At 30.7% G+C, this 11,547-nt stretch carries 17 protein-coding genes; 9 read left to right on the top strand and 8 right to left on the bottom strand.

The features are described from left to right. Positions 1-40 precede the first annotated feature (40 nt). The 7 genes from C6H31_RS04555 to C6H31_RS04525 all read left to right on the top strand — a co-directional run bounded on the left by C6H31_RS04555 (position 41) and on the right by C6H31_RS04525 (position 4,218). The gene (locus tag C6H31_RS04555) at positions 41-352 is read left to right on the top strand and encodes a Sua5 YciO YrdC YwlC family protein (RefSeq protein ID WP_199768119.1); all 312 of its coding nucleotides are present in this window, start codon (positions 41-43) and stop codon (positions 350-352) included. A gap of 33 nt (positions 353-385) precedes the next feature. After that, a complete protein-coding gene (locus C6H31_RS04550; protein WP_104697637.1) occupies positions 386-1,174 on the top strand; it encodes an outer membrane beta-barrel protein in 789 nt (262 codons plus the stop codon). Continuing rightward, the gene (locus C6H31_RS04545; RefSeq protein ID WP_104697788.1) at positions 1,161-1,412 is read left to right on the top strand and encodes an RNA-binding S4 domain-containing protein; all 252 of its coding nucleotides are present in this window, start codon (positions 1,161-1,163) and stop codon (positions 1,410-1,412) included. Before C6H31_RS04550 ends, C6H31_RS04545 begins: the two co-directional genes overlap by 14 nt. Before the next feature lie 49 nt (positions 1,413-1,461). Next, complete coding sequence (locus C6H31_RS04540; protein WP_104697636.1) at positions 1,462-1,998, top strand: 50S ribosomal protein L25/general stress protein Ctc; 537 nt, start codon at positions 1,462-1,464, stop codon at positions 1,996-1,998. Positions 1,999-2,003: 5 nt separating this feature from the next. Continuing rightward, positions 2,004-2,555: an aminoacyl-tRNA hydrolase gene (gene pth / locus C6H31_RS04535; RefSeq protein WP_104697635.1), complete on the top strand. Its 552-nt coding sequence runs from the start codon at positions 2,004-2,006 to the stop codon at positions 2,553-2,555. A gap of 8 nt (positions 2,556-2,563) precedes the next feature. After that, positions 2,564-3,625, top strand: coding sequence for an LptF/LptG family permease (locus C6H31_RS04530; RefSeq protein ID WP_104697634.1), 1,062 nt, complete (start codon positions 2,564-2,566; stop codon positions 3,623-3,625). A 119-nt stretch (positions 3,626-3,744) separates the two neighbouring features. Beyond that, positions 3,745-4,218 (top strand): peroxiredoxin, encoded by a 474-nt coding sequence (locus C6H31_RS04525; protein ID WP_442778072.1) that lies wholly within the window; start codon positions 3,745-3,747, stop codon positions 4,216-4,218. Here C6H31_RS04525 and C6H31_RS04520 read toward each other — a convergent pair. Continuing rightward, a complete protein-coding gene (locus tag C6H31_RS04520; RefSeq protein ID WP_104697632.1) occupies positions 4,215-5,303 on the bottom strand; it encodes an Mrp/NBP35 family ATP-binding protein in 1,089 nt (362 codons plus the stop codon). The genes C6H31_RS04525 and C6H31_RS04520 overlap by 4 nt on opposite strands. 106 nt (positions 5,304-5,409) lie before the next feature. Here C6H31_RS04520 and C6H31_RS04515 point away from each other — a divergent pair, with 106 nt between their 5' ends. After that, complete coding sequence (locus C6H31_RS04515; protein ID WP_104697631.1) at positions 5,410-6,807, top strand: PhoH family protein; 1,398 nt, start codon at positions 5,410-5,412, stop codon at positions 6,805-6,807. Position 6,808: 1 nt separating this feature from the next. Here the strand turns inward: C6H31_RS04515 and C6H31_RS04510 are convergent, their stop codons facing one another. After that, positions 6,809-7,954, bottom strand: a complete 1,146-nt coding sequence (locus C6H31_RS04510; RefSeq protein ID WP_104697630.1) for a metallophosphoesterase — start codon at positions 7,952-7,954, stop codon at positions 6,809-6,811. A 65-nt stretch (positions 7,955-8,019) separates the two neighbouring features. On the opposite strand from C6H31_RS04510, the gene C6H31_RS04505 reads away from it, so the two are divergent. Beyond that, positions 8,020-8,463 carry a low molecular weight protein-tyrosine-phosphatase gene (locus C6H31_RS04505; protein ID WP_104697629.1) on the top strand — a complete coding sequence of 148 codons (444 nt, stop codon included), beginning with the start codon at positions 8,020-8,022 and terminating at the stop codon, positions 8,461-8,463. A 9-nt stretch (positions 8,464-8,472) separates the two neighbouring features. Here the strand turns inward: C6H31_RS04505 and C6H31_RS04500 are convergent, their stop codons facing one another. Genes C6H31_RS04500 through C6H31_RS04475 form a run of 6 tightly spaced genes read right to left on the bottom strand, consistent with a single transcriptional unit; the run spans position 8,473 to position 11,537 of the window. Continuing rightward, positions 8,473-9,285: an energy transducer TonB gene (locus C6H31_RS04500; protein WP_324726470.1), complete on the bottom strand. Its 813-nt coding sequence runs from the start codon at positions 9,283-9,285 to the stop codon at positions 8,473-8,475. Next, positions 9,272-9,871, bottom strand: coding sequence for a hypothetical protein (locus tag C6H31_RS04495; protein ID WP_104697628.1), 600 nt, complete (start codon positions 9,869-9,871; stop codon positions 9,272-9,274). The genes C6H31_RS04500 and C6H31_RS04495 overlap by 14 nt, the downstream gene beginning before the upstream one ends. Beyond that, positions 9,868-10,209 (bottom strand): flagellar motor switch protein FliN, encoded by a 342-nt coding sequence (gene fliN, locus C6H31_RS04490; protein WP_104697627.1) that lies wholly within the window; start codon positions 10,207-10,209, stop codon positions 9,868-9,870. Before fliN ends, C6H31_RS04495 begins: the two co-directional genes overlap by 4 nt. Continuing rightward, positions 10,206-10,613, bottom strand: coding sequence for a chemotaxis protein CheX (locus tag C6H31_RS04485; RefSeq protein WP_104697626.1), 408 nt, complete (start codon positions 10,611-10,613; stop codon positions 10,206-10,208). Before C6H31_RS04485 ends, fliN begins: the two co-directional genes overlap by 4 nt. Positions 10,614-10,669: 56 nt before the next feature. Continuing rightward, on the bottom strand, positions 10,670-11,308 hold the full coding sequence (gene nth, locus C6H31_RS04480) for an endonuclease III (protein WP_104697625.1): 639 nt from the start codon (positions 11,306-11,308) through the stop codon (positions 10,670-10,672). Beyond that, positions 11,301-11,537 carry a FeoA family protein gene (locus C6H31_RS04475; protein ID WP_104697624.1) on the bottom strand — a complete coding sequence of 79 codons (237 nt, stop codon included), beginning with the start codon at positions 11,535-11,537 and terminating at the stop codon, positions 11,301-11,303. Before C6H31_RS04475 ends, nth begins: the two co-directional genes overlap by 8 nt. Positions 11,538-11,547: the final 10 nt, after the last annotated feature.

Here is an 11,547-nt window from a genome sequence, read left to right as displayed (position 1 = left end):
AAGAGCTCTTAATAAAGAAGTTCTTCTAGAGGTTTCTAGCTTGGAAGTCCTTAAAAGATTTACAAGGATTCCAAATGGCTTTAAAAAGAGAGTAAGAAGAGAGCAAAAAGCAACTTTTATACTAAAAAACAAAAAGTCTTTTAGACTCATATTTGATAAAAAACATCTATTGTTTCTTAATCAGTTTTTAGCCCTATACTCTTCATCAGCTAATATTACTTCAAAGGACTTTTGCCTAAAATGGGCTCAAGAGGTCAGTGATATTTGGATTATAGATTCAAGAGAGTTTGAGCAAAAATATCCCTCCACAATTTATAAAATTTCAGAAAAAAGGCTAAAAAAAATACGATAGAATTAAAAGATTTTGTCTATAAGAGCTATATTGATGAGAGTAATTAGATGCCTTAGTCTAATAGGTTTTGTATTTTTGTTTGATTTCTTGTCAGCACGAGAAGAACAACAGGTCCAAGAGAAGCAAGAGGTAGTGCAAGAGAGCAAAGTTCAAGATACTAGAATCTCTTCTGTGGATTCAAAAGAAGAGATAAATAAGTATAAAAGTGGAGTTTATTTGCAGGCTTCTATGGGTAGTGTAATCCATCATGCAAGTTTTAAGGGTAGTTATGGAGATGTACCGCAAACTAGCTATACCACATCAGAATTAAACACGACAATAGGATTTAGTATTGGCTATCAATTTTTTCTAAATACTTATAATGGATTAAGATTTTATAGTGCAAGTTTTTATAGAGATTTTAAGAGTTTAAAATATCAAGGAAATAAACCATTTTATATTGCATCTTTAGGAATTGGATTAGATTATCTTTTAGATTTTACCAAGAGCAGTAATACTTTTGGTTTTTTTACTGGCTTTGGATATGAATGGAATTATGGAAAATTTTTAAATGATTTAAAGGAACATCCTTATATTTTAGATAAAAATATCTTAAAGACTCATGGTTTTTTTGTTCGTATTGGGTTTTCAAAAGTATTTTCGTGGAGGCATCGTTTAGAATTGGAGTTTAGTTTGCCATTTTATAATTTTTTAAATTTCTCTGGTAGTGGGATTGATAAAAACAATAAGCCCTATGATATTCAGAAGGCAAGGTATAATGTTGTTGGAAATTTTATTCTTTCTTATATTTATGTATTTGGAAAAAAAAGTGCGAATCGATAAGTTTTTAAATACTGTAAATTTAGTAAAAAGACGATCTGTAGCTCAAGATATGTGTATTAATAATGCCATTCTTGTCAATGGAAAGATTGCTAAGGCAAGTAGAGAAATAAAAGTAGGTGATTTAATTGAGATACTTTTTTTGGAAAAGGTAAAAAAAGTAAGAGTCGTTGAAATACCCACTCAAAAAACTATAGCAAAGCAGGATAGTTTTAAGTACTATAAAGAAGAAAATTTCTGAAAGTGTGCTATAATCAGCCCTTTATTTTATAATTTTAAAAGGACATTAAATGCTAGAAGGAATTATTAGAGAGAGTATTTCAAAGTCTGAAGTTAAGGCTTTAAGAAACAATGGTTATCTAATTGCAAACATTTATGGAAAGGGTGCTAAGAACATTCATTGCGCATTTAAGGTTAATGATTTTATTCGTGCAGTAAAATCAAAAGAAACTTTGGTTTTTCCTGTTAAAGTTGGAGAGAATGTTTTTGAAGTTGTAATTCAAGAATATCAAAAAGACCCTGTTACTTCAAATATTTTACATGTTGATTTAATGCTAGCACAAAAAGGTGTTGTGGCGAAGTATCGTGTTCCTGTGAAAGCTGTTGGAACTCCTATTGGTTTAAAAAATAAAGGGGTTTTAATTTTTTCTAAAAAGAGAGTTTTAGTTCAATCAGCTCCTGAGAACTTACCAAATTCTTATGAGTTAGATGTTTCAAATCTTGATGTTGGAGATTCTATACTAGTAAGAGACTTACCAGAGACTGAAAATGTAAAGATTATTGAAAAACCAGCTGTAGCCGTTGTGGGTGTAATCAAAGCAAAATAAGATTAATGAAATATTTGGTTGCAGGACTTGGTAACCCTGGCCCTATGTATTGTGGCACCCGCCACAATATAGGCTTTGACATCTTAGAGGCTTTGTGTGAATCCTTGGATCTAGAATTTAGGATTGATACAAAACTTCTATGTGAAATTTCTACCTTTAAAAATCAAAAAGCAATTTTTTATTTAATCAAACCTCAAACTTTTATGAATTTATCTGGAGAGAGTATCATTAAAGTTAGTAATTTTTATAAATGTGATGGTTTATTTGTGATTCACGATGATCTTGATTTACCATTTGGTAGTATTAGATTTAAAAATGGTGGTGGAAATGGAGGTCATAATGGATTGAAATCCATTGATAGACTCTATGGAAATGATTACTATAGATTAAGGTTTGGAATAGGTAGAGGGATGATGGATATTGCTCAATATGTATTGGGTAAATTTGAGGATAGAGATTGTAAGGATAGACTTGTCCAACATAGCATAAAAGCTCTGGAAACTTTTTTTGTAGATTTGGATTTTTTAAAACTGCAGAATAATTTTACAATAAAGTAGGTGGGGACTTGTTTTTTTATTTAAGTAAAAGCTATTTACGCTTTATAGTAATTATCTTTCTAGCTTTGCAAGTATTTTTTGTGAGTATTGATAGTTTAAAGTATTTGGATCAATTGCCAGCATCAGCAAACTTAATTGTTTTATTTTTTGTATATGATTTTTTATATGCACTTAATTATACTTTACCTATTTCAATTTTACTTGCTAGTATTATCTTTTATTTGGCTTTAACTAAGAGTAATCAATACACTGCTTTTCTTGCACTAGGATATTCCAAAAAGAGAATTTTATCTCCAGTTTTAATTATTTCAGGACTTTTGACATTTTTTTATATAGGATTAAATGCGACACCTTTTGTGTATGCACAAGAAAAGGCAGAAGCTATTATTTCTCAAGAAAATTTTTCTAATATGACAGAGGATCTGCTAGTTAAGTATAAAGATAATTATGTCTATTTTGGTAAGATCTATCCCTTAATAAAAAAGGCAGAAAATATCAAGGTATTTAGACTAAAGGATGACTTTTTAGAAAGTTTTGCACAGGCTAAAGAAGCTCATTTTATTGATAATTACTGGGTGATGAATAAAGCAACCTTGGCAAATGTCCCAAAAGACTTGATTTTGGGTTCTAAGGGTTTGGAGATAAGAGAAGAAGAAACATTGAGGATTCTGAAGGGATTTAGGCCAAAGATCTTGGATACAATTTATCAAAATAAGCCCTCTGTTTCTATTATTGATGCATTTCAATCATTAATTATTTTAAGAAATCAGGAAGCCAATCATACAAAGATTAGAGCTATTTTATATAGTTTTATATTAATACCTTTTTTTGTTCCCCTAACAATTATAATTATTGCTTTTTTTGTTCCTTCTTTAGCAAGATACAGTAATTTAGCTTTATTGGGTTTTATTTTTATTGTGCTTTCACTCATAATATGGGGTCTTTTCTTTGCTTTTGGAAAGCTAAGTATTAGTGGGTTATTATCCCCAGAGATAATGCTTTTATGCCCATTAATCTTGCTTCTTAAATTTTCTTTGACTTGTTTTAGCACAATCAATAAAAGAATCTAGAGTTGGGTATTTAAAATTTTTCTTGATGTTTTTAAAAAACAATAGCTAAAATGAAAATTATTAACATCATAATATAGGGTTTTTGTGATAAGATTTATTTTAATTGAAGTCATAAAAGGATAAAGATGTTAAGAAAAGGCGATAAGGCTCCTGATTTCTTTTTAAAAAATCAGGATGATATTGAGATTGGATTAAGAGATTTTGGTTCTAAAACCATTATATTATATTTTTATCCTAAGGATAATACATCAGCTTGTACACTTGAGGCTCAGGATTTTTCTAATTTATCCCCTTTATTTGAGGAAATGGATAGTATTATTGTTGGCATTAGTCCAGATAGTCCAAAAAGCCACAAGGGATTTATAACAAATAAACAACTCAACATTATATTGCTTAGCGATTCTCAAAGACAAGTAATGAGTGCATATGGTACATATGGAAGTAAAATAATGTATGGAAAAGAAGTAAGAGGAGTTATTAGAAGCACTTTTATTATTAGAGATGGAATTGTTTTAGAGAGCTTTTATAATGTGCGAGCAAAAGGTCACGCACATTATATTTTAGAAACTCTAAAAAAGATAAATAGCTGTTAGTGAGTAGGTTGTATGTCTTTGTTATTTGCAAGACCTTCCTTTTCCACTTTATGTAGGAATGAGATAACATCATCAGCCATTTTCATATAGGATTTTGCGCTAATACTTTGTGGATGGAAGAATACAATAGGCTTGCCACTATCACCACCTTCTCTAATTTTTTCCTCAATAGGGATTTGTGCTAGGATATTTGTATTATATTTTTGTGCTAGGGCTTGTGATGCTCCTTTGCCAAAAATATCACTTTCATTTCCGCAGTTTTTACAAATAAAACCACTCATATTTTCAACTATTCCTGCAATGGGAATATTTAGCTTTTCAAACATATCTAAACTTCTTATACTGTCATCTAAGCTTACTTGTTGGGGAGTTGTAACAGTAATCCCTGCACTCACTGGAACGCTTTGTGCAAGTGTAAGTTGTGCATCTCCAGTTCCTGGTGGCATATCAATTATCAAGACATCAAGCTCACTCCATAAAACATCAGTAAGCATTTGCTGAATTGCTCGCATTATCATAGGTCCTCTCCAAATTAGACTTTGATTTGCTTCATAAAGAACCCCCATACTCATCATCTCAATACCATAAGCCTTTAGTGGATATAGTTTTTTACCACTAGAATCTACCTCTGGTTTATTAGTATGAACCCCTAACATTCTAGGAATATTTGGCCCATAGATATCTGCATCAAGTAATCCCACTCTTTTTCCTTGTTGAGCAAGAGAGATTGCTAGATTTACACTTGTTGTACTTTTTCCAACACCACCTTTACCACTACTAATCATTATAAAATCTTTGATTTGAGGTGCAATGTTTTTTGGACCCACTGGTTTTGTTGCCGCAATTTGTGGAGTTTTTATATCAAGTTGAAGCTTATTGATTCCCAAAGTTTTCATTTTTTCATTAATTTCTTTATCAAGTTGATTGATAACTTCTTGATTATTAGATGGGATTTCAATGCGTAGGGCTAGGGCATCTTGGTGTAAATTGACATCTTTTACAAAACCAAAAGTTACGATGTCTTTTTGGAAGTTTGGATAAATTACTTCTTTAAGTGTATTGATTATTGTTTCTTGTGTAATCATTGTTTTCCTTTATAATTTTATGAAAATATTTTATAGTCAATAAAAGCTTAAAAGAACATAAAACACAACTTAACTTGTTATAATTGTGTGAAAAATTAAGGTTAATATGAATAATAAACAATCTTGCCTTGTTGATACCTCTATTATTTTAGATGATATTGAAAATCTTTTTTATATCTTTCATAATGTTTCAACAAAAATTTACATAAGTGATATTGTGATTGAAGAGCTTGATAAGCATAAAAATTTGAACAATCAAAATGGTTTTTTTGCAAGAGAATTTTTTAGGAATATTCATTATGAAGATTCTGAAAAATTAGACTTGGAGCCTTGTGATGGAGATTTTTTTAAGCAAGTTCGCCTCTGTAAAAATGATACAAGAATACCTCTGATTTTTGTTTATCGCAAGCATTATAAGAGTGAAATTAGAGATTATTCCTTTAATGATACAAGAATAGCAGAGATTGTTCAAGATTATGGTTTTGTTTTGTTAAGTAATGACATTGCACTAAGGACAAGACTCTTAGCAAGGGGTATTAAAACACAATCCCTTTTTAGAGATAGGGTAGAGGATCCAGGTAAGATAAATTTTTGGAGTCAATTTAAGATACATAAAGATCATAATATCGCAATACTTAATCAAGATGATAATTTTAAAAAGCTTAGTAATTGGAGTTTAATAGAAGTTTTAGAAGAAGACAATACAGGTGGTTTGACATATTTGACAGGTAAAAGGTTTTATGGAATCAAGCAAAATGATAATTTTGAATCAATGGATCTTGATGGGATTGTAGAGGAAACCCAACCTTATATCAGACCTATAAACCTCGAACAAAAGATGCTCTATGCAATGTTGCTACACCCAAAAAATTTTATTAGTGTTGCAACAGGATCAACAGGAAGTGGCAAAACATTGATTGCCTTGCAAGCAGGTATTTATTTAGTGAAAAAAAAGATTGTCGATGGGATTGTATATCTAAGAAATACAATTACAGCAAATGATAAAGAAGCAGAACTTGGATATCGTAAGGGGGATGAGGAGCAAAAACTTTATTATTTTATGTATCCACTCTATAGTGTTATAAATTTTACTATTACTACCTTGCAAAATCAATCATTGGCAAAAAAGATAGAGTATAGGGGCGAAGCCAATGGGTTAGATAAAGAATATGCAACAGAATATTTTTTGCAAAAACACAAAATTGAAGTTATGGATATAGCACATGCTAGAGGAATTACCCTAAGCAATAAGTTTGTTATTTTTGATGAGGTTCAGAATGCATCAAATGCAACCATTAAGCTTATTGGAACAAGAATGGGAGAAAATAGCAGGATATGTTTTCTTGGAGATTGGAAACAAATTGATCATCCTTATTTAAGTAAGTTTAGAAATGGTGCAGTTAGCTTATTACAAAAAGCACTAAGTTGTGATGAGATTGCAGGCATACAATTGCAACAGGTTATTCGAAGTAATGTTGCTACATTTTTTGAGCAAAACTTTTAATCTATTTAATGTTTTGTTGAGGCACTAGTTTAATTAATGTAATCTCAGAATTTGTTCCAATCCTCATAGGAGGACCCCAAAATCCACTACCTTGACTAATATAGATATATTCTTGCGGTTTAAATTCATATAAGCCCTTAACATAGGGTTGTTGCAGGGGCACTAAAAGATTGAAAGGGAAGATTTGCCCACCATGTGTGTGTCCTGATAGCACAAGATTAATTTTTGTATTTTTTAAATATTCAATCACTTTAGGCTGGTGTGAGAGTAAAACACTTGGAATATTTGGAGTGGCCTTTAAAATAGCTTGTTGAATATCAGGTTGTAAGAAACCTGCATTGTTGCCAAAGAAATCTGTGATACCTATTATATTAATTAGAGCTTTATTTTCATAACTGATAGTTGAGCTTGTATTGTTTAAGATAATAATATTATTCTCTTTTAGCTTTTCTAAGATTTCTTTTGTATCGTGAAAGTATTCATGATTGCCTAGGACATAATAGGTACCAAATTTAGATCTAAGACCTTTTAAGAGATTAATCTTTTCTCCAACAAAGTCGCTTCTTGCATCAACAATATCTCCTGTCAGAACTATAATATCAGGATTTGTTGCATTTGCAATATCAATGACTTTTTGTATAGATTGAATTTTTACAAAGGTATTGATATGCAAATCACTGATCTGAACAATTTTTAATTCTTTGGAGAGTAGGGGTATGTCAAGGGTAACTTTTTGCAGTTTGGGTTGTTTAAAAAAGCCATTATAAGAGCCATAAATCATGCCTAAAATGGCAAGGCTTAAGCATGATATTCTTGCAATAGGAAGAAAGCTGTAATATTGCTCTTTGGTTCCAAATAATAAGAGAGGTAGAATGCTTAGATAATAAAATATGGCACCAACAATGAGTAAGAAACTAATTCCCAGACTAAAAGAGAGTATTAAATTGATGCCATAGGGAAAATCAAAGGAATTGTGCAAAAAGATATAAGATAGGTTTAGAGTTAAAAGTAAAGCTATGAAATAAAATTCATATTTAGGTCTTGTAATACCTACCCTATAAAAGAAGGTAAAATATACAAGACCATGAAGCAAACAAGTTATGCAAAAAAAACAAAAATAAAACAACCAAACACTTTGATTTTGCATAGATTAAATCCCATTTATGAGGTATATTATTATAATTATATCTAATTTCATACGAAGGAATTAAGATGTTTAAAGTAGTCTTTATTTGTTTAGGAAATATTTGTAGATCCCCTTTAGCAGAGGGTATTGCAAGGGAATATATCAGGCAAAAAGGATGGAGCATACAGGTAGATTCTGCAGGAATTTCTGGCTTTCACTCTGGGGAAAGACCTCATCATAATTCTATTGCAGTAGCTAAAAAGTTTGGGATTAATATTAGTGAGTTAAGAAGTTCAAAAGCCAGTCCTTATATGGAAGCAGATTTATTTGTTGCTATGGATCAAAGTAATGTAGAAGGACTAAGGGAAATAGGAATTGATAGTCATAAGATTGTAAAAATAGGAGATTATGGGTTAGATGGAAAGGATATACCAGATCCATACTACAAGGGGTTGGATGGTTTCTTGGAAGTTTTTGAACTTTTAGATAGAAGTGTAAAGATTTTTTTAGATTCTATTGTTGAAAAATAAATTTTTAGGCTAAAAACCAAAATAAGAGTAGGTTACTTTAATTCTAATTAATGTTTTTTTTTCTGGTCTTGGATAGTCTTTGTAAGCTATTTTAATGGTATTTAAGGTAGCAGAATCAAAAGATTTCAATCCAGAGGATTTGATAATTTTTAGATCTGTAATATCTCCATTTGGATGGAGATAAAATTCTACTGCATTGATACCACTTTGTTCAAAATATGCAGCGACACTTGGATAAGTAAGATAGCGTTGGGTAATCCTTCCTATATTTCTAAGATTGTTTCTAATAAAATCTTTTTCTGCAGTTCCAAGATCACCAAATTCTTCCCCATAAAGTTCATTGATTTCTTGAATAGTTTTAGAATCTCTTCCTCTATTATTTTCATCTGATGATTGTGTGTTTTGTTGGGGTAAAATTTGTTGAGGTTGGTTAAGGAATGAAAGATTTTTTGGATCAAAATGAGTTGTTTGGTTGTGCGTATTTTCTTGGGGTGTTTTTTGGTTATCTTCTGGGGATATTGATTTTTGAATTGGAGATGGTTTGTTTAAGACAGCAAGATTATTGGTTTGTTTAGATGGTGCTGGCAGGGATGAAGCTTTGTTTTGAGAAGACAAAGATGGCTTTCTTGATCCTTGAGTATTTTTTGAAGCATCTTGGCTTGTTCCTCTTTTTAATACAAGAAGATTTTCTAATTTGACTTTTTTTTGTTCTTCTTGTATTGGAGTTTTGCTAAAAAAAAATACCAAGATAACTAGGATGCAGTGAAAGATAAGGGAGAAGAGTAGTGCAAGGTAAAAACGTTTGTAATTATGTTTCATCATCAAATGTAATAATCCTATCCAACAAGGTAGCACCTTTTGGAGTAATTAACACTATATAGCGTGTATTATTGAGATATATGGATAGTATTTTATTTTTAGAATCAATAAAATAATGCTCTATAGATAATGCCTTGTTTTTTTGCTTAGTTGCAATAGATTTTTTGACAAAAAATAGCGCAAGTATCAATCCACAAAGGATAAATAAAACAATGAAGTATTGAGAGTCTAAACCACTTTTCTTTGGTAAGAATATATATTTTAGATGAACTAAGTTATTTTGAATCTCATAATCTATTTTATAAGGAGTTTCTGTTTTTAAATCAACCATAAGATTATTATTTTTTGAGTACAGCAACAATTCTTCATCTTGATTGGAGGAATACTTTTTCTTAATGGGCCTAATATTTTGAATATGTTTAATTTCTATATTTTTTTTGTTTTGTATGATTGTATCTTTATTTATTGGATGAGAGAATTTGAGATATAAATTTAATTGATTTTTTTGAAACTCAATTTTATAGGAATGAACCTGTTGTTGGGAAAAAGCAAAGGTGAGGGTGAATAAAAAAGTAAAAAAATATTTCATTGTTCTTTAGTGAGATAATAAACAATTGCATTAGAATCTAAAATTTCATTAAGACGAATTGCAAGGTTTTTCTCATATACCATCACCTCCCCTTTACCTACAATTCTACTGTTAATAAATACATCTACACTCTCTCCTGCTGGTTTTCCTAGATCAATTACACTTCCTCTCTCAAAATTTAAAATTTCTTTCAGTGTGAGTTTAGTGGAACCTAATTCTGCAGTAAAAACAGCTTCAATATCTAAAAGACCCTCATAGCTTTGAATCATATCTTCAAGATAAGTGGTTAATTCTTGCTCTTTTTTGTCATAAACACCAAAAGCAGACTGTTTTTTCATAAATCTGTGACCCCCTTAATAAAGATGCTACAACATGCATTATTTATACAAAAATGTCTGTCTTTATCATATTGTATAGTTGTATTTTTAACACAGGGCATTGGAGGTGATATTGTAAAATTTTTACCCTCTTCTTCAAATAAAACCTTTGCCCTTCCTACAATTAAGTTAGCCAGTTCACCAATTAGGTCATTTAAAGTATCTTCATTTGGATTATTATCAAACAATAAAATATCAGATAATAAGGTTAAAAACTCCTTATTTGCCATAACATACACAAGGGTATTTTCTCCAAGCTTTATGCTTGATATATATCCTTCTTCAAGTTTTAGGCTAACTTCCTGAGGTGTTATTTGAGTAATGTCTTTAATAGTATCAATAAAACTTTTTTCAAAAATTTCCAAAGATTCCACTCCAATTTTCTATGTGCTTAATCAGTTAGGTTTTATTATATCTTTTTTTATGTTGGTTTAAAGTTTTTCTTTGTCTTGCAAAATTCTTGTAAAAAGCACTTTTCGCAAACAGGTTTTAGTGCTTTACAAGTATAGCGACCAAATAAGACAAAAGCCTGGTGTAATTTATCAAGATCGGTTTTAAAGAGTTTTGTAAGATCAATTTCTGTCTGTATAGCAGTTTTTGCTTTGCTTAATCCAAGACGGTGAGAAGTTCTAAATACATGAGTATCAACAGCCATAAGATTGGCATTAAAATATTCAATTAATACTACATTGGCTGTCTTTGGTCCAACTCCTGCAAGCTGTTTTAGATCTTCTTGATTGGTTGGAACCTTACCATCAAAATCTTGAAGAATTTGTCTAGCCATTAAAATGAGGTTTTTGGCCTTATTATTAAAAAAAGATACAGATTGTATAAGGCTTTTGAGTTCCATAAGATCCGCTTGAGCAAGATCATAGGGGGTGGGATATTTTGCAAAAAGTGCAGGCGTTACAATATTTACTCTTTTATCGGTGCATTGTGCAGAAAGTATTACTGCAACTAAGAGTTCAAAGATATTGCGATATTTTAATTCTGTTTTTGGAGCAACAAAATGCTCCAGCAATCTAGCTTTAATAGCTTGCGCTTTTTGAGTTTTAGTCATTGCAGAAGAGTTCTACTTGAATTTGATGAGCTTCACAATAGCGCAGGGCAATCTGGGAATTTTGAATTTTGATTGCAAGAGTTGATTTTTTTGCAGAATAATGGATAGGTGTAATAACACTACCTTTAGTGATTCCAAAGGATAAAAGTCTATCTAATAGTTTTTTGTCTTCATTGTTGATTTGAGTAATCTTATAGGGAGTGTTGATTATTGCTTCAGTAAGTTTCATATCTTTCCTT

This window comes from Helicobacter sp. 'house sparrow 1' (assembly GCF_900199585.1).
Lineage (GTDB): Bacteria > Campylobacterota > Campylobacteria > Campylobacterales > Helicobacteraceae > Helicobacter_H.
Note: the sequence above shows the minus strand (reverse complement) of the source record. Positions and strands in the feature narration are given on the sequence as shown.

Excerpts from the sequence above, each read along its gene's own strand:
- fliN (WP_104697627.1), bottom strand. The coding sequence starts at position 10,209 with ATGAAAAAACAGTCTGCTTTTGGTGTTTATGACAAAAAAGAGCAAGAA.
- pth (WP_104697635.1), top strand. The coding sequence starts at position 2,004 with ATGAAATATTTGGTTGCAGGACTTGGTAACCCTGGCCCTATGTATTGT.
- C6H31_RS04540 (WP_104697636.1), top strand. The coding sequence starts at position 1,462 with ATGCTAGAAGGAATTATTAGAGAGAGTATTTCAAAGTCTGAAGTTAAG.
- C6H31_RS04500 (WP_324726470.1), bottom strand. The coding sequence starts at position 9,285 with ATGATGAAACATAATTACAAACGTTTTTACCTTGCACTACTCTTCTCC.
- C6H31_RS04520 (WP_104697632.1), bottom strand. The coding sequence starts at position 5,303 with ATGATTACACAAGAAACAATAATCAATACACTTAAAGAAGTAATTTAT.
- C6H31_RS04475 (WP_104697624.1), bottom strand. The coding sequence starts at position 11,537 with ATGAAACTTACTGAAGCAATAATCAACACTCCCTATAAGATTACTCAA.
- C6H31_RS04495 (WP_104697628.1), bottom strand. The coding sequence starts at position 9,871 with ATGAAATATTTTTTTACTTTTTTATTCACCCTCACCTTTGCTTTTTCC.
- C6H31_RS04510 (WP_104697630.1), bottom strand. The coding sequence starts at position 7,954 with ATGCAAAATCAAAGTGTTTGGTTGTTTTATTTTTGTTTTTTTTGCATA.
- C6H31_RS04505 (WP_104697629.1), top strand. The coding sequence starts at position 8,020 with ATGTTTAAAGTAGTCTTTATTTGTTTAGGAAATATTTGTAGATCCCCT.
- nth (WP_104697625.1), bottom strand. The coding sequence starts at position 11,308 with ATGACTAAAACTCAAAAAGCGCAAGCTATTAAAGCTAGATTGCTGGAG.
- C6H31_RS04550 (WP_104697637.1), top strand. The coding sequence starts at position 386 with ATGAGAGTAATTAGATGCCTTAGTCTAATAGGTTTTGTATTTTTGTTT.
- C6H31_RS04515 (WP_104697631.1), top strand. The coding sequence starts at position 5,410 with ATGAATAATAAACAATCTTGCCTTGTTGATACCTCTATTATTTTAGAT.